Origin of the sequence: Pseudoalteromonas sp. MTN2-4, assembly GCF_042848605.1 — a bacterium.
In the GTDB taxonomy this organism is placed as follows: Bacteria; Pseudomonadota; Gammaproteobacteria; order Enterobacterales; family Alteromonadaceae; genus Pseudoalteromonas.
In genome coordinates this window covers 398,639-418,202 of the sequence record NZ_BTGK01000002.1, presented here as the reverse complement: position 1 = coordinate 418,202, position 19,564 = coordinate 398,639, and the positions used below count along the sequence as shown (strand labels likewise).

Sequence of the window (19,564 nt, the reverse complement as noted above, 5' to 3'; positions counted from 1 at the left end):
AAAAGATTTATTGATCTCGCTTGCTATTTCTTAAATTAATTGCATCAATAACGGGCAGTAACTCCTCAATTTAGTGCAAAAAGACCATGACAAAGCCATATTCTCAAGCGTGTGCAAACAATAAAGCTCCAATTCTGAATAAGATACAAACATATCTAACAGATAAAGAAAAAATTTTAGAAATAGGAAGCGGCACCGGGCAGCATGCTGTGCATTTTGCAAAGCATCTTCCGAATATAACTTGGCAAACGGCAGATCAAGCCATGCATCATGAAGGGATCAACGCTTGGTTAGACGAAGCTAAGCTGGGTAATTTAATTGCGCCTATTACCCTAGATTTAAATCATGATTGGCCTGTGAATGAAAAGTACAATGCAATTTACACCGCGAACACACTTCATATTGTGTCTGAGTCTTTGGTTGAAAAGCTAATCATTGGTGCCGCTAAACACAGTCATTCGCAAAGTCATTTATTCATTTATGGCCCGTTTAACTACAATGGACAGTTTACCAGTGAAAGTAACCAAGGCTTCGATGCCATGTTAAGGGCAAGAGACCCACAAAGTGGTATTCGGGATCAAGAGTGGGTTGTTTCTTTGGTGAAGAAACAAGGCTTTGAGTTAGTTCAAGACCATGAAATGCCAGCGAATAACCGACTATTGGTGTTTAAACGGTAATTTAGCTTCACATTCAATAAAGTACTGCTGTAAGGCTTGGGCTTCTCTTTCGCAATAGTCTTGTAGCGCGATTTTAAACTCAGGTCTAAACAAGGTGTGGTAAGAGTGGCGCCAAACGGGTTCAAAGCCACGGGCGAGTTTATGCTCGCCTTGCGCGCCGGCATCAAAAGTGGTGATGCCTTCTTTTATCGCAAGTTCAATACCTTGGTAATAACATAGCTCAAAGTGAAGCGAATCATATTGGGATTCAATAGCCCCCCAATAGCGGCCGTATAGGGTATCGCCTGAAACAAAATAAAGGCTAGTGGCAACAATAGCATCATCTTTGAACGCGCAGCATAAACGAACAGCATGAGGTAAGTTTTTTATTATCAGGGCGAAAAATTCGCGATTTAAATAGCCATTATGGCCCGAGCGCTTTAAATAAGTCAGACGGTAACTTAAATAAAAGGCATCAAGTAAGGCGCCATTAATCTCATCACCAGAAAACCAGCGAATGGTTAAACTCTGTTGTTGTACTTTTAATCGCTCTTTACTGATCATCTTTCGCTTTCGAGCATTAAGCGCTGATAGAAAGTCACTGAAGCTTTGATAGCCTTTATTTTGCCAGTGAAATTGCACATTGCGTCTTGGGGTTAATGTGGTGTTGGCAAAATGTGCGTGTTCAGATAAAAAGTTAAGATGAATACCACTGAAGCCTTTCTCACTTAACTCAAACAAAGTCGCTTCTATATAACTTATTAATTCAGGCGTGATGTGCTGGCAAAGAATGCGAGGACCTTGCACTGGGGTAAAAGGTACACCACATAGCCATTTAGGGTAATACTCTAGCCCATATCTTTCATAGGCTTCAGCAAATGCCCAATCAAAGACGTACTCACCATAAGAGTGGTTTTTTAAATAGCCTGGCAAGATAGCCACTATATGATCGTTTTGCTTAATGACAAGGTGCTGAGGCTGCCAGCCAGTTTGTTTATTTACACATTCACTGATTTCCAATGCGCCGAGCCAAGTATAACTGGAAAATACGTGCTCATTTGTAAGTGAGTTCCAAGTATGCTCCGAGATATTTGAAATAGAGTCTATAAACTCGTGCTGATAGGTCATGGGGTGTACAGAAATTAAGGCTAATTTAAATGGTATGATATCAGATTTAATTTTGCCTTAAACTGCCCTTATTCACTAAATAAAAAAGCAAGGTTAGAACTTTGTATGCTTAATAAGTATTCAGCTTTGAAACTCCTGTGACATAAGCCAATTTATCCGCCGATTTAGTTGGTTGATCATAACTATGTTGATTTATATACAATAATGTAACTTGTGATTGTATTCCTTATGGTGTGTGAGAGATCTACCTGTAATTAAAAATTAATCAATTTTTGACCTAAAATCGTTTGACTTAGCATGAGAGGGCTTTACTATGAAGACAGACAAAAATTTGTCAGTGTTTATAAATTTCCACCACGTTATTGTATGAGTCATACTTGTAGTACCGTCCTGAAGTTTTTAAGTACCGTCTAGTTTTTGCTCTATGCGCCCACAAGGGCATAGTTAATTTTAAAGATCAGGATATGCATATTATGTCTAATACAGTTACTGGTACCGTTAAGTGGTTTAACGAGTCAAAAGGTTTTGGTTTCATTGCACAAGAAAATGGTCCAGATGTTTTCGCACACTTCAGCGCTATCAAAGGTGACGGTTTCCGCACTCTAGTTGAAGGTCAGAAAGTAGAGTTCACATTAGCTACAGGTCAAAAAGGTCCACAAGCTGAGAACATCACTGTACTTTAAGTGTTAATCACTTAACAAGAAAGCAAGCACTCGCTTGCTTTTTTTATATGTGGTGCAAACTAGTGAACGCAGTTCGCGCTGTTTGCGCAAGGTGAAAAGAGCAAGATTAACCACATTAGAACCATACATCCTATCGAAGCAAGATTAGTTTTGCGCAAGGGCGACGAGTGACCGAAACGAAGTTTCGCAGCGCGAGGAGGTGAGGGTATGGATACCCGATGGGCAATGCTACATGGACGTAAAACAACACAGCATCCAAAATTTTTCGTTTATAGTGCGCGCAGCAAGACTAGCGTTGAGTGTGAGGCCTTGGATGGCCGAACCGGACCCAAGCTACATGGAAGTATTACAACTCAATTCTTATTAAGATCGAGACAAAGTTTCGTAGCACGAGGAGGTGAGGGAATGGATACCCGATGGGCGAAGCTACATGGATGTAATACAAAACAAAATTTACTTATTTCATTTCTCAATAGTGAACTTAGCTTCTTAACTTAAACCCCAACAAAAACCTCTTTACCTATAACCTAATCTATTCACTCTCACCATCCCTATATTCACCAAACTTATAAACACTATATTTAAATATTGTCGACAATCTTGTTATTTCTAGGTTGACGTTCACGTAAACCGCTACTATATTGTCTACAACTTACTAAACACGGCTTTAAGATTTACTATGTCGATTTTTCATGAAAATGCTGTAACAGCCTCCGATAAAGCGTTTTTTCGTTTAAGAAAAGAGATTGTAGAGGGTGAAATCCCAGCATCAGCAAAACTTAGTGAAACTGAGTTGTCGACAAAGTATGAAGTAAGCCGTGCAGTAGTCCGAGAAGCTATTAACCGTTTAGAAAGCTGTAACTTGGTTGAACGCAAGCCAAATGTGGGTGCACGTGTGGTGGCATTAAGCCCTGAGGGGTTAATCGAACTTTACCAAGTTCGTGAGTCACTAGAAGGCATGGCGGCGCGTCTTGCTGCAACTAATATGTCTGATGACGAAGTCACAGAGCTGAAAATGCTCTTGAATAGCCAGTCAGAAAATATCAAAACCACTGAGCGCTATTATCAAGAAGCGGGCGATTTAGATTTTCATTACCGCATTATTCTCGGCAGCAAAAATAATCATTTAATTAATATGTTGGTCAATGGCCTATATCACTTGGTGCGTATGTATCGCGTGCAGTTAGGCATGGCGGGCCCTCGTGTGAGTACCGCTTTTGACGAGCATAAACATATAGTACAAGCCATCAGTAATCGCGACCCTGAGTTGGCTGAAATGTTGATGCGCAGACACATTATGTATTCAAAAAATAATATCGAAGCCAAGCTAAACCAGTGAGCTTCTTATACATATTTTCAGGATAACTAGAGAGATCATCAAGATGACAACAGGAACTATCAGTGCGGGTAAGAAATTCCGCGATGCATTAAAAGCCAATCAACCTCTGCAGATCGTGGGCACAATTAATGCCTACAGCGCAATGATGGCGAAGAAAATCGGCCACCAAGCAATTTATTTATCAGGTGGCGGTGTTGCAAATGCCTCTTATGGTCTTCCTGATTTAGGCATGACTTCTCTAAACGACGTTATTGCTGATGTACAACGTATTACTTCAGCATGCGACCTACCTTTGATGGTTGATATTGACACAGGTTGGGGCGGTGCTTTCAATATCGCAAAAACAGTTCGTGATATGGAAAAAGCCGGTGCAGCAGCTGTGCATATGGAAGACCAAGTTGCGCAAAAACGCTGTGGTCACCGCCCAAACAAAGAGATCGTTTCAACCGAAGAAATGGTTGATCGTATTAAAGCGGCAGTCGATGCGCGTACCGATCCTGATTTCTTCATCATGGCGCGTACAGATTCATTCGCACAAGAAGGCCTAGAAGCGGCGATTGAGCGTGCAAAAGCTTATGTTGCTGCGGGTGCTGATGGCATTTTTGCAGAAGCCGTACAAACTGAAGAGCACTACCGTGCATTTAGCGAAGCGCTAGATGTGCCAATTTTAGCGAACATCACAGAATTTGGTAAAACAGAGCTTTGGAACAAAGAAGAACTTGGTGAGTGGGGCGTAGATATGGTGCTTTATCCACTAAGTGCATTCCGTGCAATGAACAAAGCCGCTGAACTGGTTTATCAAAGCATTTTACAAAACGGCGATCAAAAAGCTGTCATAGATACCATGCAAACTCGTATGGATCTTTATGATTACCTTGGCTATCACGACTACGAGCAGAAGCTTGATGCGTTGTTTGCCGAAGGCAAAAATAAGTAATAGTAATTTTGAAGTGCAGGCAATGAACCTGCACTCAGCACATATCAATACCCAGCAGGTAAAAATAATTCAGGAGACAACATCATGGCAAAAGTACTAAGCGGTGCAGGCCTACGCGGACAAGTAGCGGGTAAAACAGCATTATCAACAGTAGGTAAATCGGGTTCTGGCCTAACTTACCGTGGTTACGACGTAAAAGATCTGGCAGCAAACTGTCAGTTTGAAGAAGTGGCGCACCTAATTTTAAAAGGTCACCTACCAACGCAAGCAGAGCTAGATGCTTATAAAGACAAATTACGTGCAATGCGCGGTCTGCCTCAGGCCCTTAAAGATGTACTAGAGCGTATTCCAGCAGACGCACACCCAATGGATGTATTACGTACGGGTTGTTCAATGTTAGGTAACCTTGAAGGTGAAGCGACATTTGATGAGCAAGACCAAGTAACTGACCGCATGCTAGCCGTTTTCCCAAGTATCATTTGTTACTGGTACCGTTTTAGTCATGATGGTGTGCGTGTTGACGTTGAAACAGATGATGATTCAATTGGTGGTCACTTCCTTACAATGCTACATGGCGAAAAAGCAAAAGAATTACACGAGCAAGTTATGCATGTGTCTTTAATTCTTTATGCAGAGCATGAGTTTAATGCGTCTACCTTCACAGCGCGTGTTTGTGCATCAACGCTTTCTGACATGCACTCATGTGTAACGGGGGCGATTGGTTCACTTCGTGGTCCACTACACGGTGGTGCTAACGAAGCAGCGATGGAACTGATCGAAGGCTTTACTTCACCAGATCATGCTGAAGCTGAAATGATGGGTAAACTTGAGCGTAAAGAGAAGATCATGGGCTTCGGTCACGCGATTTATTCAGAATCAGATCCTCGTAACGAAATCATCAAAGGCTGGTCTGAAAAGCTAGCGGCAGATGTGGGTGACGACGTACTTTACCCTGTATCAGTACGTTGTGAAGAGGTAATGTGGCGCGAGAAGAAGCTTTTCTGTAACGCTGACTTCTTCCATGCATCAGCTTATAACTTCATGGGTATTCCGACTAAGCTATTCACGCCTATCTTCGTAATGTCTCGTCTAACGGGCTGGGCTGCACACGTGATGGAACAACGTGCTGACAACCGTATTATTCGCCCTTCAGCGGAATATACAGGTGAAGAGCTACGTCCTGTAACGCCAATTTCAGAGCGTTAATTTGAAGTTTGAGTGACAGAGGTTGACTTTGTCACTCACTACCGTCACTCCAACTTAAGACAAGTGCTTAAGTTTTTACCCTATGGATTTCATATTTCACGTAGGCAGCTAAAACCTATGTAATTTGAAAGACGATGGGATAAATAAGTCAGAAAGTTATGAATACCAAATACCGTAAAATCTTACCTAACTCTCAACTTGCTTATTACGATACCAGTGAAGCCGTTGATGCTATTAAACCAGGCGCGTATGCCACACTCCCTTACACATCGCGTGTACTTGCAGAGAATCTAGTTCGCCGTTGTGAGCCTGATAAGCTAGATGCTAGCTTATCGCAGTTAATTGACCGCAAACGCGACTTAGATTTTCCTTGGTTCCCTGCACGTGTTGTGTGTCACGATATTTTGGGCCAAACCGCTCTTGTTGACCTGGCTGGCTTACGTGATGCGATTGCTGCAAAAGGCGGCGATCCGTCTAAAGTAAATCCAGTTGTTCCGACTCAGCTTATTGTTGATCACTCGCTTGCGGTTGAGCACGCTGGTTTTGAAAAAGATGCGTTCGAGAAAAACCGTGCCATTGAAGACCGTCGCAACGACGACCGCTTCCATTTTATTAACTGGACAAAAACCGCATTTAAAAACGTTGACGTTATCCAACCGGGTAACGGCATCATGCACCAAATCAACCTAGAGAAAATGTCGCCAGTTATCCATGCCCGTGACGGTGTAGCATTCCCGGACACATTGGTTGGTACCGATAGTCACACGCCACACGTTGACGCACTGGGTGTCATTGCAGTGGGTGTTGGTGGCCTTGAAGCCGAAAGCGTCATGTTAGGTCGTGCTTCTTATATGCGCCTACCAGATATTGTTGGTGTTGAACTGACAGGCAAAGCACAACCGGGCATTACCGCAACTGATATCGTACTCGCAATCACTGAATTCTTAAGAGCTGAAAAAGTAGTCGGCGCTTACTTAGAGTTTTACGGTGAAGGTGCAGCAAGCTTAACGCTTGGTGACCGTGCAACCATCTCAAACATGACACCAGAGTATGGTGCAACGGCTGCGATGTTCTATATCGACCAACACACCATCGATTATTTAAAGATCACAGGTCGTGACGACGAGCAAGTGCAGCTTGTTGAAAACTACGCAAAAGAAACAGGCCTTTGGGCCGACAGCCTAGAAACTGCAGAATACGAGCGCGTTCTTACTTTTGATTTATCAACGGTTGGTCGTAATATCGCAGGTCCTTCAAATCCACACCGCCGAGTATCTACTTCAGAACTTGCACAAGCGGGTATTGCTGGCACAGTTGAAAACGAAGAAGGCAAAATGCCAGATGGCGCGGTGATCATCGCTGCTATCACCAGCTGCACCAATACTTCTAACCCGCGCAACGTGATTGCAGCAGGTCTACTCGCACGTAATGCCAACGCAAAAGGGTTAACTCGTAAGCCTTGGGTTAAGTCATCTCTGGCACCGGGTTCTAAGACGGTAAAAATGTATCTTGAAGATGCCGAGTTATTACCAGAGTTAGAGCAATTAGGTTTTGGTGTTGTGGCATTTGCATGTACAACTTGTAACGGTATGAGTGGTGCGTTAGACCCGAAAATCCAACAAGAGATCATCGACCGCGATTTATATTCTACAGCGGTACTGTCGGGTAACCGTAACTTTGATGGCCGTATTCACCCTTATGCAAAGCAAGCTTTCTTAGCGTCTCCACCATTGGTTGTGGCATACGCGATCGCAGGAACTATTCGTTTTGACATCGAAAAAGATGTCCTTGGACATGACCAAGACGGTAACCCTGTTACCCTGAAAGACTTGTGGCCAACGGATGAAGAGATCGACGCAGTTATCGCAAAAAGCGTGAAGCCTGAGCAATTTCGCCAAGTATACGAGCCAATGTTTGACTTAAACGTCGATTATGGCGAGAAGAACGATCCGCTTTACGACTGGCGAGAAATGAGTACCTACATTCGCCGCCCACCATATTGGGAAGGCGCACTAGCAGCTGAGCGCACCATGAAAGGCATGCGTCCACTTGCTGTATTAGGTGACAATATCACTACCGACCACCTATCACCATCAAATGCAATTTTAGCAAGCAGTGCTGCCGGTGAGTATTTGGCGAAGATGGGTCTGCCAGAAGAAGACTTTAACTCATATGCAACCCACCGTGGTGACCACTTAACCGCGCAGCGTGCAACCTTTGCGAACCCGAAATTGTTTAACGAAATGGTGTTAGACGAAAACGGTGAGGTAAAACAGGGTTCATTAGCGCGTATTGAGCCAGAAGGTAAAGTAACTCGCATGTGGGAAGCCATCGAAACCTACATGGAACGCAAGCAGCCGTTGATTATTGTGGCTGGTGCGGACTATGGTCAGGGTTCATCACGTGACTGGGCGGCCAAAGGTGTGCGTTTAGCGGGTGTTGAAGTGATTGCGGCAGAAGGTTTTGAGCGTATTCACCGCACAAACTTAATCGGTATGGGTGTATTACCTCTGCAATTTGAAGCCGGTACAACCCGTAAAACACTCGGTCTTGATGGTACTGAAACCTATGACGTTATTGGTGAGCCAAGCCCGGGCGCAACGTTAACCTTATTGATTAATCGTCAAAACGGCGAGCGTGTAGAAGTGCCTATGCTATGTCGTCTTGATACTGCAGAAGAAGTATCAATCTACGCGGCTGGCGGTGTTCTTCAAAGATTCGCACAAGACTTTTTAGAAGCTAATAATTAATAAATAAGCGAATGAGGCTTTCTCATTCGCTTTTGAAGGATTTTTAAATGGCTTTCAAACCACAAATTAAAGTACCAGCAACTTATATGCGTGGCGGCACCAGTAAGGGGGTCTTTTTTAACCTTGCTGATTTACCCGCTGCAGCACAAGTTGCAGGCGAAGCACGTGACAATCTATTGCTACGTGTGATTGGCAGCCCTGATCCATACGCAAAACACACCGATGGTATGGGCGGTGCAACGTCAAGCACCAGTAAAACCGTGATTCTGGCAAAAAGTGATGTGCCTGATCACGATGTAGATTACCTATTTGGTCAGGTTGCGATTGATAAACCTTTTATCGATTGGAGCGGAAACTGCGGAAACTTAACCGCTGCGGTAGGCGCATTTGCGATCAGTAGTGGCCTAGTTGAAGCTGAATGTGTGCCTGAAAACGGCATTGCGGTTGTGCGCATTTGGCAAGCAAACATCAAAAAAACCATCATCGCGCATATCCCTATGACTAATGGAGAAGTGCAAGAAACCGGTGAATTTGAGTTAGATGGCGTGACTTTCCCTGCTGCCGAAGTGGTGGTTGAGTTTATGGATCCAGCTGACGGCGAAGGCGATATGTTCCCATCAGGTAACTTGATTGATAGTCTTGAAGTGCCGGGTATTGGCACTTTCCCTGTGACCATGATCAACGCAGGTATTCCGACCCTATTCTTTAATGCAGAAGATTTAGGGTACACAGGCACAGAGCTACAAGAAGCTATTAACAGTGATGCAGCCGTGCTTGAGCGTTTTGAAACCATTCGCGCCCATGGTGCAGTGAAAATGGGCTTGATCAAAGATATAGAAGAAGCAAAAGTACGCCAGCATACGCCTAAAATTGCGTTTGCTGCACCTGCTCAGGCTTACACCGCCTCAAGTGGTAAAGCGATTGCCGAGTCTGACATCGATGTGTGTGTCCGTGCACTTTCGATGGGCAAGCTTCACCACGCCATGATGGGCACAGCGGCTGTTGCTATTGCAACCGCTGCTGCAATTCCTGGCACCATAGTGAACTTGGCTGCTGGTGGCACTGAGCGCGAAAGCGTTACCTTTGGTCACCCATCAGGCACATTAAAAGTGGGTGCTGCTGCAAAACTTGTTGATGGTAAATGGCTGGCTGAAAAAGCGGTCATGAGCCGCAGCGCGCGAATATTAATGGAAGGCTCAGTACGCGTTCCGCAAGACTAGGTTAACCTAGGAAAAAGTTAAGCAAATTGTTCATGAGTTGTGATACTCCCAAGGCCCGAGAGGGCCTTTTTTAATGGCTGAATCACTCCGTATTTATATTTTCAAAGTAAAGGGATTGGAATAAATGATAGAAGCAATGATCACCCTCGCACTCACTACCGCACTTTTATTAGGCTCGCCCGGCCCTGCACCGCTTGCCCTCGCTGGTGTCGGTGCCAGTTTTGGTTTTAAGCAAGGTTTAGGGTTTCTTGCTGGTATTCTGCTTGGCTTGCTGGTGGCAATAAGCTTGTTAGCGTTGGGGTTAGGCAGTTTGTTTGAGCAATTCCCAACGGTTAAACTCATTTGCCAAGGTATCGCAACCGCCTACTTAATTTATGTGGCGTATAAGATCGCGAGTAATACCAGTGGTATAGAGCAAAGAGCAGGGGCAGCGCCAAGCTTTAAAGATGGCTTTATATTAAATTTAATCAACCCAAAAGCTTACGCCGCGTTTCTAGCCATTTTCGCGAACTTTATGATCCCAACAAGTTCTCCTGTTTACAGTGCCATGTTAACTGCTACGGTAAGCTTTATTGTAGCCGTCATCGTTGATGGATTATGGATGGCAATTGGCAGTAAACTCAGACCCTTTTTTGCAAAACCCGATCAAGCAAAATGGCTGAGGATTGCGTTTGCATTGCTGTTATTATCGAGCATTGGCGCGTCTTATTTTCTTTAAGTTTTCACACCAAGCTTTTGTTGAAAGAAACACACAAATTGTTACTTATTAGCCGTTTACATAGTAAGCAGGGTGAGAGAGGCTAATACCAATCCGCAATAACACTTAATTATTTTGAGGGATTAAACCTGATGATAGCTGCGTTAAAGGTTTCTCATTTACGACTGCATGGATGCAGAAGGTAGGGCAATGCAGGAGCAATTGCCGAGAACAACTAAATAACGAAATATTTGCCTTGCCTACATGGATGTAGGTACCTCAGCGATAGCAGGACGCGTGAGCGGTGCTACCAACAAGGTTTTCTTGCCTCAAAATAGGCTACTTAGTTAAGCGGACTGGTATAAGAGCAGAACTGTCAAGGAACACCTATGTTGAATTTAAAATCTAGTCTACAAGTCATTGCGTTTGCAGCCGTTGTGTCTTTCTCTGGCGCAAGCAGTGCAAAAGCCACCTTTAATGCTGAGCATAATGATATTGTTAAAACGGTAAACAGTTACTTTAAAGGTATCGCAGAGTCAGATGAAGCTTTAATAGCGCAAGCTTTTGAGCTAGAAAATGGTCATATAAAGTCTATCGTGACAGATAAAGAAACTGGCAAACAAAGTATTCGCAGTCAAAAGCTGGGTGACTTTGCCAAGATATTTAAGCAGCCAACCAAAGATCACTGGCAAGCCCATATCCTCTCGATAGATGTTGTTGACGAGCAAATGGCCATGGTTAAGTTGAATTTCGAAACATCAAAAACCCATTACATAGATTACTTAGTGTTATATAAATTTAATGACGCTTGGCGTATCGTGAATAAGACGTTTGTGGCTAAACCTAAAACTTAAAAATAAAAAGCTTGTTTATAATAGACTTAGTTGAGCGAGTAGTCATAAAGACCACTCGCAGTTTATCTCAAAACATGGGCTTTTTAGCGTGCTAAACTTGTTTCATTTTTAAACTTGTTTAAGTTACCTAGCGTCAACGTCTGGGGAACAAAAATGAAATCACTTATCTCGGCTGCCATATTATCTACGGTGGCATTAACCAATGCAGCTTTACCAAGTAAAGTTTACGCTTCATCAACTGTAAACACGCACATATCTTCACATAGCCAATACGATTTTTCGTCATTAGCTGATGGTATTCGCATCGTGAATCAGCTCAAAATGGGTATAAGTCCATCTGAACAAGCATGGCAGCAACTTTTTTCTCATAACGCCTATCAGTTGGTGTTTAGTATTTCGGATCTGACTCAAGAAAAATTAAAAAACCGTTTCGAAATCGCTTTCCTGCCAATGAAAGCTGTGCACTTTGACGCATTAAATGCTTTCGAAAAGCAAGAGGTGAAACATTTAAGGACAGCTTTATATAACTTAGATTGGATCAATGAATACAAAAATATGCTGACTGGCTCTGATGCCGTTGAACGCTCGTTAGCACTCGCCAATCAATGGATCCCAAAGGCTTTTCAATCAAAGCAAGCCACACAATATGTATTTGGTTTCTTTGGACAAAACGCCCATGCGAGTGCTGTGGGTGTAGTACTCGACCCTTACCTCGGGTATTTGTCAGACTTACATGCACCTTTTGAACTAGGCGCCCATGAGTTGCACCATAATCTACGTGCAAAAATCAAATTGGCAAAGCCACTAGATAGAGAAAATGGCTTCGATAGAGCCATTGACCACCTACAGCACGAAGGGGTCGCTAACCTGATAGACAAATCACGTTTTCTAGAAGCGCGATCACCATTTTCTGATGAAATTAAAAATTACTTTGCGAGTGAATTAAAAAAAGCGCCCAATTATGTAATCGCGTTAAATAAAGTCATGAGCGAAGCGGCAAGTGATCATGAAAATGCTGACTTTATGGCTTTTCAAAAAGTAGGTTTACCTCTATGGGGTCACGTTGTCGGCTGGTATATGACACAAACCATAGTTAAAGCAGGCATGAAGGAACAACTTGTTGAATCTATGGTGGCGCCAAGATCGTTTCCGCATCTTTACAATCAAGCTGTCGAACGACTTGGTACGCAGCAACCTCAGTTTTCGCAGGCCGTCGTAGATGCGTATCGTCAACGTGCATCGTTTTAAAAAGTAAACATAAAATCATGCTGATAAGATGACTTTTCAGGCTAATCTAATGTTATATTGCGCTTAAATTCACATGTTATGAGAATAATTTAATGCGCATATTAATTGTTGGAGCGGGCATTGCGGGTTGTGCTTTGTATCGTCGCTTAGAGCCACTCGGTCATGAGATTGATATTATTGAAAAGTCATCAGAGTTGGCTTCTGAAGGCGCTGCGATTTGTTTACCTGCCAATGCCATGCTAGCGCTAGAGCAACTAGATTTGGCCGAGCAGGTTAAACAGCTTGCTTTTCAAGTTGATAAAATCGAATATGCACTCTCTTCGGGCAAGACCTTAGCCTCTGCTTCATTACATGAAGCGCCTTTAAATAAAGCGCCTTTTGTCGCTTTGAAGCGCGATGCGCTGATGTCTGTTTTAAGAGACGGTATGGCAACTGATGTGCAGTTAAACACTTGGCCAACAGCACTCAGACAAGAAAATAAAGAAGTGTCGGTGACTTTCAATACTGGCGCTTGTAAAACGTATGACCTTGTCGTTGCGGCTGATGGAATTAACTCAGCCACAAGAGGTATGGTTCAACCAAATGCATCACTGCTGACTCATCAAGTCACTAACTGGCGTTTTATCACTAAAAAGCCTAAAGCCAATATACAGCCGACTTACTATGTGGGTAATGACTCTGCATTTATGATTTACCCAATCAGTGACAGTGAGGTGTATTGTTATGGTCAAATTATGGATGAGCAAGGTCAGTATGCTGCATTACCGAGTGATAAAGCACTGCAAGATATCTTCTCAGAGTATGATGTGCCTGTTGCGCAATGCGTAAAAGACTTAACCGAACAACAGCATATAGTGCTGGGGCAACTTAAGAGTGTAGAGCAAACAAAATCAGTATTTGATCGTGTGGTTTTAGTTGGAGATGCGCTACATGGCTGCCCACCAAGTTTGCAGCAAGGTGCAGGTATGTCTTTAGAAGATATAAACTGTCTTGTAGATAATTTAAGTAATAAGGCTGTAGATGAAGCCCTAGAGGCCTATAAAATAGCCAGAGCGGAACGGGTCGCTTGGACGGTATCTGAGTCTAATAAAATCATTAAGCTAGCAGGGTTAGGGCGTTCACCAATCGGTCGATTTATTCGCAATAGTATTATTCGATTGAAAGGCCCAGCAAATGTTGTGGGTTGGCGAAAACTGTTAAATGAACTTGATTAAAGCTATAGATTAACTTTGAAAAACGCGGTTAAAGTTACACCGCGTTTTTTATTTGCTTTACTGATATTTTAACTCACTGACTTCAACAACAGCATTGGTATTCAGCGGGCCATAAATATGTGGAAATAGACCCAATTCAGGGTTGTTCGTGGCACCTTCATACTTCACTTCAGCAGTGATCAAATCAGGGTCAACTTTTAAAAGAGCAAGCGGCCCTTTATCCTTATAAAATCGTGCAACTACATAGTCTATTTGTAATTCACTACACGCGTGAATAAATCCCTCAGACTCAATTGAAGGGGTGATATAAAAAGGTTGAGCAAGTACATCAGCAACTTGTGTTCGAGGTAAAATTAAATAAATGGCACTTTTCATAATAGAGTCCAACAAACTTTGTATTGAGTATTATAAATAAGCGCTTCAAAAGCGTTAATTAAAAACTTTTACAGATTGCAGTTTTTATTGAGTACTTTTATGTATTCACTTGCTTAGATGTTTCTTTAAGGGCAAGGGAACTGTAAAGGGGTTTTACAGTGTTCTAATTCGATATTAAAACTCGATTAAGATGATTGTGAGTTGAATGCAATATCAGTCATTCATTTGTATTTATGCTGATTGAGTTGTCAAAATCACCTAGCTTTAACTAATCTTTAGTAATCAACGATTAGACGCATTTATCTTCTCCAAATATGACGGCTATGTTACTGATCTAGATACACCCCTGAATGGTATAATTGAAAGAACATTTTTTAAGGAATGTACATGCAACAATTATCTGCTGGAATGATTACTTTGGTTTTATTGAGCTTGATTAGTTTCTATTCTGCTGCTGAAGAGAAAGCTGTCGATACTATAGAGCCGGCTGGTATGGAGCAAATTTGGCAACCTGCACCTGATCTTCCTGTCGCCATACAAGAGGTTTACCCAGCGGTGTTTTTAGATCGTATATTCGTTGGGGGTGGCTTCGTGCCATCAAAATCAGAGAGTTTCTATGGCCTTGGGCCAACAAGAAAGATCTTTATTTTAAATCCTGCAGAACAGTTTTGGGAAAAAGCACCCGATTTACCTGAGTCTCGGCATCATTTGGGAATGACGAGCAATATTCATTATGTTTATGCCATCGGTGGTTTCTCCGGCCCTAAAGAGGATGCGTGGCAACCACAACGCTCAGTGTACCGTTTAGACAGCAGAAAGAGTCGCTGGATGAGTGCATCATCTTTACCAATTCCTATGGCCGAGTCTGTTTATGCAAGCGTTGGTAAAAGCATTCATGTGATTGGTGGGAAAACGCGAAAACGAGGCGAGAAGCAAAACATCGACACCAACGCCCACTATGTGTTGGTGAATAACGCGTATTGGCGAAAAGCCAAACCCGCACCGACAGCCCGCGCTTCGGCCGCAGGTGCAGTGGTCGGTAATGATATTTATGTGATTGGCGGACGGACTGGCGGTGAAAATCGACAGAACTTAAACACTGTTGAAGTATACGATACCCAAACTGAAACTTGGCAAACTCGCGCTCCTTTACCGATTGCTGCGGCAGGCCTTGCTGCTGCCGTGATTGATGGCAAGATTATCGTCTCTGGCGGCGAAGCATTTTCAAACACCGGCAATTGGCAAGATGGCAAAGTGTTTAATTCAGTGTTTTTGTATGACCCTAACATTGACGAGTGGCAGGAGCTTGAACCCTTACCGACCCCGCGTCATGGTCACGGTAAAGTGAGCCTAAACGGAGAGGTATATGTGCTCGGCGGTGCCGCTAAAATTGGTCCGCAAGAGACATTATCTACAGTGATTATTTTTGCGGGAAATAACAAATAAAAAGTGAACTATGTAAGTGTTTCAATATCCATGTTAAATTTATTTTTAACTTTATACTTGGATAAAATAATGAAAATTGGACTTAAACTTTTTGTTGCTGTAGTTGTAACCTTTTTAGCTTTTAACAGTCATGCTGATGTCATTTCTAAAACTGCTTTTACAAAAGCATATGTCAAAGAGGCTAAAAATCATTTCAAGGGTGCTAAATTTGAAATAAAAGATGACTTAAACATAAATGTAATTTATGCCGATGGGACATCATCAAGTACTCACTTAGGAAATATTTATCTGCTTTATAGTGAACATGGTGAGTCAATTGATGACGTATTCTCAGATTTCATTTCATCTATGAAGTCATACACATTACTCACTGACAAACAGCAAATTCAACTGAGCCAGTTAATGCCCGTTGTGAAACCTAAATCTTATATTGATAAAGTTACGGCTCAAATAAACCAGTCAGGAGATGAAATCCCATTTCCGTTTTATCATGAAATTCTTAACGATGATCTCATTCTTCTATTGGCACTAGATACACCAACAAGTATTCAATATTTAAGCAAGTCTGCTTTTTCTGATTTTAATTTATCGAAAGCTCAACTTAAATCTATAGCATTTGAAAATTTCAATAAATATTTAGAAAAAGCTGATGCTTCTATAAATAAGATGGAATTGGATGGTGATATAAATTTGTATATGTTTGTCGTAGATGAAACCTACGAGGCAAGTGGAGTATTTTCGTCTTATTTTCAAAAGAAAATAGCTGAAAAGTTTAATGGGCCAGTTGGTATTGTTATGCCCAGTCGACAATTTGTTTTGATTGCTGAGCTTAACGATCAAAAATCTCTTCATCAAATGGCACTTATTGCTTACAACGAGTTCCCTAACTTACCTTACAACATCTCACCATTCGCATATAAATATGACTCGGGAAAACTTGAGAAAATTAAGTTTTAGCTTTGTTTTCGAGTTTTGAATAGATAATTAAGTCATAACATCAAGGTGAAGCTTGCCCCTTCACCTACCTCAGAGGCCACTTTTATACGCCCTTTATGACGATGAATAATTTGCTGACTAAGGGCTAAGCCTATGCCTGAACCCTTAGGTTTAGTGGTAAAGAAAGGCACAAAGATCTTCTCAAGTGCACTGGGTTCTATGCCATCGCCGTTATCCTGTATGGTGATTTCGCATTTTCCATAGCGGTTAATACTCGCAGTGATGTTCACTGCTTTCTCATTTTTTTGACTCAACTTTAAGGCATCTAGCGCATTGGTGATTAAGTTAACCAGCACTTGCTCAAGCATCTTTTTATCGCCTGAGACAGTTAAGTTTTCGGGCTCAATCGAAAGTGTTAAAGCGATATTGGCCTCATCAAATTGTGGCTTAACGAGCGGCTGCAAATCATCAAATAGGCTTTGCACTGAGATCGGTTGTAGCTCTAAATGAGGAATATGTGTGAGCTTACGATAATCTTCAATAAAGCCAAGTAAGGACTGGCTGCGAATGCCAATAGCGTTCAGGCTTTGCAGGTAATCGTCGACTAAGTCTTGGTCATCTACTTGGGTTGCAAGTTGCTGCTCTGTGATGGTCGCTAGGGTGTTTGAGAGCGAATAAATTGGGGCGACAGAGTTACCAATTTCGTGAATTAATACACGAATAAGCTTTTGCCACGAATCCATTTGCGTACTTTCTATTTGCTCAGAAATGGCAGTAAACAACCAAAGCTCATAGCGATTGTTATGGTAATTAAAGGCGAAATATTTAAACAACATGTCGTCTTCGACACTGGCACCTTGCTTGGTTTGCTCAAGAATGGGCTTTGCGGTTAAAAGCTCTTTTGCATCGCTAAACGTTCGAATGTCTAGGCTTCGCTTAGCCGTATTGTTACACACCACCACATCTTGCTGATTTTTGGTGAGAATAACCCCTGCATCAATATGTTGTAGCATGGTCTCGAAAATAGCGACTTGCTCGGCTTGCTTGAATTTATCGTCTTGTACTTTTCTGATCAGTTCATTGCAGACCTGTTGCTCTTTAGCACCTAGGGTGTGGGTTTCACTGAGGCGAAAACTACTGTCTAGATATTTCAGTGCGTTGATGACTTCGTTGAACTGCTGTTGCTGTTTGGCAAAAAGTTTGAGTGTTAGGGCTGCAAATAGGGCAGAGCCAAATAAAGCCAAAATGCTGAGCAAAGTGGCATGGCTGAATGCAACACCATAGAGTCCAATACAAGCAAAACCAACCGCCGAGACAAAGTAACCCAACACCGCCGCGCTGTTTTTATTAAACACCGTACTTCTCCATTTTGCGATATAACGACGCACGGGTTATACCGAGTGCTTTAGCTGCATGGCTTATGTTGCCTTTAAAGTCAGCAATAGCACGCTCTATGGTCATTTGTTCAATGTCAGCAAGATTATAGGTGTCGAACTGCGCTGTACCGCTTTGCGCCTCTTGGCTGGGCATGAGCTGAAATTGCAGTTGCTCACCGTCTGATAAAATCACTGAGCGCTCAACTAAATGCTGTAATTCACGAATATTACCCGGCCAATCATAGGCAAGTAACTGCGCCATGGTCTTATCGCTCACCGTTTTATGGCCTAGCTTGTATTTTTTACAGTAAAGATCAGCATAAAACTCTATCAGCAAGGGAATATCTTGTGGTCTATCGCGCAGTGCCGGCAGTGTGATCTCGACGGTATTGATGCGATACAACAAGTCTTGTCTGAACGAGCCTTCACGCACCATGTCGTATAAATTCATGTTGGTCGCGGTGATCAAACGAATATCGACCGAAATTTCTTTGCTGCCACCAACTGGGGTGATCACACGGTTTTGAATGGCAGTTAACAGCTTGCCTTGTAATTCGAGTGGAATATTCCCGATTTCATCTAAAAAGAGGGTGCCGGTATCTGCCAGCTCAAAGCGACCTTGCTTGTTTTCTTTGGCATCGGTGAATGCGCCTTTGGCATGACCAAACAGCTCACTTTCAAATAATGAGCTGGCAATGGTGCCCATATCAACCGATAAAAAGGTATCGTTGGCACGCAGTGATTGTTTATGAAATTCCCGGGCGATAACTTCTTTACCTGTGCCACTTTCACCTAAAATCAGTACATTGGCATCGGTTTTTGCGGCTTTTTCGAGGGTTGTGAACACTTGCTCCATGGCAGGGCTTTTAGCAATCAGGTTCTCAAATGGACGATTTTGATCTGCCAAAGACAGCGCCGCGATTTGGTTCAGCTTTTTGCTTTTTTGGCGCTGTGCGCTTAAGTCAATACAGTTTGCCACGGTTGCCAATAGTTTTTCGTTTTGCCAAGGCTTTAGCACAAAATCACTGGCCCCTTGTTTAATGGCATCCACCGCCATCGACATATCACCAAAAGCTGTAAATAGCACCACAACGGCGTCTTCGTCTATGGCTTTTATTTGCTTTAACCAGTAAAAGCCTTCAGCCCCAGAGGTGGATTCTCGGGTGAAATTCATATCGAGTAAGATAAGAGAAAAATACTCTTTCTCCATGGCGTCACTGATGTTATGTGGGTTATCTAGCGTGACAACACGTTTGTAGTGTTGCTTTAATAACATCTTAGTGGCAATTAAGATCTCGGCGTTGTCATCAACCACCAGAATCGACTTATCAATTACAGCCATGGCGCATTTCCTTACTTTCAAAGTGTACGATATCGTACACCAAGTGTTTTAAAGTTTTACACTTTTATCTGTGTTAAATCGTACTTAAAATGGTAACTGATTGTTTTATATTGGTTTTTGTTTTTGGCACAGTAATTGTCTTATATCTAACAAATCT

The 19,564-nt window shown here is 42.5% G+C and carries 17 protein-coding genes; 13 read left to right on the top strand and 4 right to left on the bottom strand.

Annotated elements, in window-relative coordinates; all coding sequences use genetic code 11:
• The first annotated feature begins 86 nt into the window (after window positions 1–86).
• Window positions 87–677, top strand: a complete 591-nt coding sequence (locus tag ACGHEH_RS06840) for a DUF938 domain-containing protein (RefSeq protein ID WP_390443239.1) — start codon at window positions 87–89, stop codon at window positions 675–677.
• Here ACGHEH_RS06840 and ACGHEH_RS06835 read toward each other — a convergent pair.
• Window positions 657–1,784 (bottom strand): GNAT family N-acetyltransferase, encoded by a 1,128-nt coding sequence (locus ACGHEH_RS06835; protein ID WP_390443236.1) that lies wholly within the window; start codon window positions 1,782–1,784, stop codon window positions 657–659. The two genes, ACGHEH_RS06840 and ACGHEH_RS06835, sit on opposite strands and share 21 nt — an antisense overlap.
• A 473-nt stretch (window positions 1,785–2,257) precedes the next feature.
• Here ACGHEH_RS06835 and ACGHEH_RS06830 point away from each other — a divergent pair, with 473 nt between their 5' ends.
• The 10 genes from ACGHEH_RS06830 (at window position 2,258) to ACGHEH_RS06785 (ending at window position 13,932) form a co-directional block, all read left to right on the top strand.
• Complete coding sequence (locus tag ACGHEH_RS06830; RefSeq protein WP_058031834.1) at window positions 2,258–2,467, top strand: cold-shock protein; 210 nt, start codon at window positions 2,258–2,260, stop codon at window positions 2,465–2,467.
• A gap of 679 nt (window positions 2,468–3,146) precedes the next feature.
• Window positions 3,147–3,806, top strand: a complete 660-nt coding sequence (locus ACGHEH_RS06825) for a GntR family transcriptional regulator (RefSeq protein WP_349287750.1) — start codon at window positions 3,147–3,149, stop codon at window positions 3,804–3,806.
• Window positions 3,807–3,864: 58 nt separating this feature from the next.
• The gene (prpB, locus tag ACGHEH_RS06820) at window positions 3,865–4,743 is read left to right on the top strand and encodes a methylisocitrate lyase (RefSeq protein WP_058032543.1); all 879 of its coding nucleotides are present in this window, start codon (window positions 3,865–3,867) and stop codon (window positions 4,741–4,743) included.
• A gap of 84 nt (window positions 4,744–4,827) precedes the next feature.
• Window positions 4,828–5,949 carry a 2-methylcitrate synthase gene (gene prpC, locus ACGHEH_RS06815; RefSeq protein ID WP_349287749.1) on the top strand — a complete coding sequence of 374 codons (1,122 nt, stop codon included), beginning with the start codon at window positions 4,828–4,830 and terminating at the stop codon, window positions 5,947–5,949.
• Between the two features lie 158 nt (window positions 5,950–6,107).
• Entirely contained in the window at window positions 6,108–8,699 is a 2,592-nt protein-coding gene (gene acnD, locus ACGHEH_RS06810; protein ID WP_390443231.1) for a Fe/S-dependent 2-methylisocitrate dehydratase AcnD, read from the top strand.
• A gap of 47 nt (window positions 8,700–8,746) precedes the next feature.
• Window positions 8,747–9,919, top strand: coding sequence for a 2-methylaconitate cis-trans isomerase PrpF (gene prpF, locus ACGHEH_RS06805; protein ID WP_390443229.1), 1,173 nt, complete (start codon window positions 8,747–8,749; stop codon window positions 9,917–9,919).
• Between the two features lie 124 nt (window positions 9,920–10,043).
• Window positions 10,044–10,637 carry a LysE family translocator gene (locus ACGHEH_RS06800; protein WP_390443227.1) on the top strand — a complete coding sequence of 198 codons (594 nt, stop codon included), beginning with the start codon at window positions 10,044–10,046 and terminating at the stop codon, window positions 10,635–10,637.
• Between the two features lie 368 nt (window positions 10,638–11,005).
• Window positions 11,006–11,470, top strand: coding sequence for a nuclear transport factor 2 family protein (locus ACGHEH_RS06795; RefSeq protein ID WP_390443225.1), 465 nt, complete (start codon window positions 11,006–11,008; stop codon window positions 11,468–11,470).
• Window positions 11,471–11,623: 153 nt separating this feature from the next.
• Window positions 11,624–12,718: a DUF5700 domain-containing putative Zn-dependent protease gene (locus tag ACGHEH_RS06790; RefSeq protein WP_390443222.1), complete on the top strand. Its 1,095-nt coding sequence runs from the start codon at window positions 11,624–11,626 to the stop codon at window positions 12,716–12,718.
• Between the two features lie 92 nt (window positions 12,719–12,810).
• A complete protein-coding gene (locus tag ACGHEH_RS06785) occupies window positions 12,811–13,932 on the top strand; it encodes an FAD-dependent monooxygenase (protein WP_390443219.1) in 1,122 nt (373 codons plus the stop codon).
• Between the two features lie 57 nt (window positions 13,933–13,989).
• Here the strand turns inward: ACGHEH_RS06785 and ACGHEH_RS06780 are convergent, their stop codons facing one another.
• Window positions 13,990–14,307 (bottom strand): DUF952 domain-containing protein, encoded by a 318-nt coding sequence (locus tag ACGHEH_RS06780; protein ID WP_390443216.1) that lies wholly within the window; start codon window positions 14,305–14,307, stop codon window positions 13,990–13,992.
• A gap of 387 nt (window positions 14,308–14,694) precedes the next feature.
• On the opposite strand from ACGHEH_RS06780, the gene ACGHEH_RS06775 reads away from it, so the two are divergent.
• Together ACGHEH_RS06775 and ACGHEH_RS06770 are read left to right on the top strand one after the other, a co-directional pair.
• The gene (locus ACGHEH_RS06775; RefSeq protein WP_390443213.1) at window positions 14,695–15,753 is read left to right on the top strand and encodes a Kelch repeat-containing protein; all 1,059 of its coding nucleotides are present in this window, start codon (window positions 14,695–14,697) and stop codon (window positions 15,751–15,753) included.
• Window positions 15,754–15,822: 69 nt separating this feature from the next.
• Window positions 15,823–16,710, top strand: coding sequence for a DUF1444 family protein (locus ACGHEH_RS06770; RefSeq protein WP_390443210.1), 888 nt, complete (start codon window positions 15,823–15,825; stop codon window positions 16,708–16,710).
• Between the two features lie 32 nt (window positions 16,711–16,742).
• Here the strand turns inward: ACGHEH_RS06770 and ACGHEH_RS06765 are convergent, their stop codons facing one another.
• Together ACGHEH_RS06765 and ACGHEH_RS06760 are read right to left on the bottom strand one after the other, a co-directional pair.
• Window positions 16,743–18,044, bottom strand: coding sequence for a sensor histidine kinase (locus ACGHEH_RS06765; protein ID WP_390443207.1), 1,302 nt, complete (start codon window positions 18,042–18,044; stop codon window positions 16,743–16,745).
• Window positions 18,037–19,407, bottom strand: coding sequence for a sigma-54-dependent transcriptional regulator (locus tag ACGHEH_RS06760; RefSeq protein ID WP_390443204.1), 1,371 nt, complete (start codon window positions 19,405–19,407; stop codon window positions 18,037–18,039). Before ACGHEH_RS06760 ends, ACGHEH_RS06765 begins: the two co-directional genes overlap by 8 nt.
• Window positions 19,408–19,564 lie beyond the last annotated feature (157 nt).

Coding starts and splice junctions, on each gene's coding strand:
- ACGHEH_RS06835 (WP_390443236.1), bottom strand. CDS start 1,784: ATGACCTATCAGCACGAGTTTATAGACTCTATTTCAAATATCTCGGAG.
- ACGHEH_RS06825 (WP_349287750.1), top strand. CDS start 3,147: ATGTCGATTTTTCATGAAAATGCTGTAACAGCCTCCGATAAAGCGTTT.
- ACGHEH_RS06785 (WP_390443219.1), top strand. CDS start 12,811: ATGCGCATATTAATTGTTGGAGCGGGCATTGCGGGTTGTGCTTTGTAT.
- ACGHEH_RS06780 (WP_390443216.1), bottom strand. CDS start 14,307: ATGAAAAGTGCCATTTATTTAATTTTACCTCGAACACAAGTTGCTGAT.
- ACGHEH_RS06790 (WP_390443222.1), top strand. CDS start 11,624: ATGAAATCACTTATCTCGGCTGCCATATTATCTACGGTGGCATTAACC.
- ACGHEH_RS06760 (WP_390443204.1), bottom strand. CDS start 19,407: ATGGCTGTAATTGATAAGTCGATTCTGGTGGTTGATGACAACGCCGAG.
- ACGHEH_RS06800 (WP_390443227.1), top strand. CDS start 10,044: ATGATAGAAGCAATGATCACCCTCGCACTCACTACCGCACTTTTATTA.
- prpF (WP_390443229.1), top strand. CDS start 8,747: ATGGCTTTCAAACCACAAATTAAAGTACCAGCAACTTATATGCGTGGC.
- ACGHEH_RS06830 (WP_058031834.1), top strand. CDS start 2,258: ATGTCTAATACAGTTACTGGTACCGTTAAGTGGTTTAACGAGTCAAAA.
- ACGHEH_RS06795 (WP_390443225.1), top strand. CDS start 11,006: ATGTTGAATTTAAAATCTAGTCTACAAGTCATTGCGTTTGCAGCCGTT.
- ACGHEH_RS06840 (WP_390443239.1), top strand. CDS start 87: ATGACAAAGCCATATTCTCAAGCGTGTGCAAACAATAAAGCTCCAATT.
- acnD (WP_390443231.1), top strand. CDS start 6,108: ATGAATACCAAATACCGTAAAATCTTACCTAACTCTCAACTTGCTTAT.
- ACGHEH_RS06770 (WP_390443210.1), top strand. CDS start 15,823: ATGAAAATTGGACTTAAACTTTTTGTTGCTGTAGTTGTAACCTTTTTA.
- prpC (WP_349287749.1), top strand. CDS start 4,828: ATGGCAAAAGTACTAAGCGGTGCAGGCCTACGCGGACAAGTAGCGGGT.
- ACGHEH_RS06775 (WP_390443213.1), top strand. CDS start 14,695: ATGCAACAATTATCTGCTGGAATGATTACTTTGGTTTTATTGAGCTTG.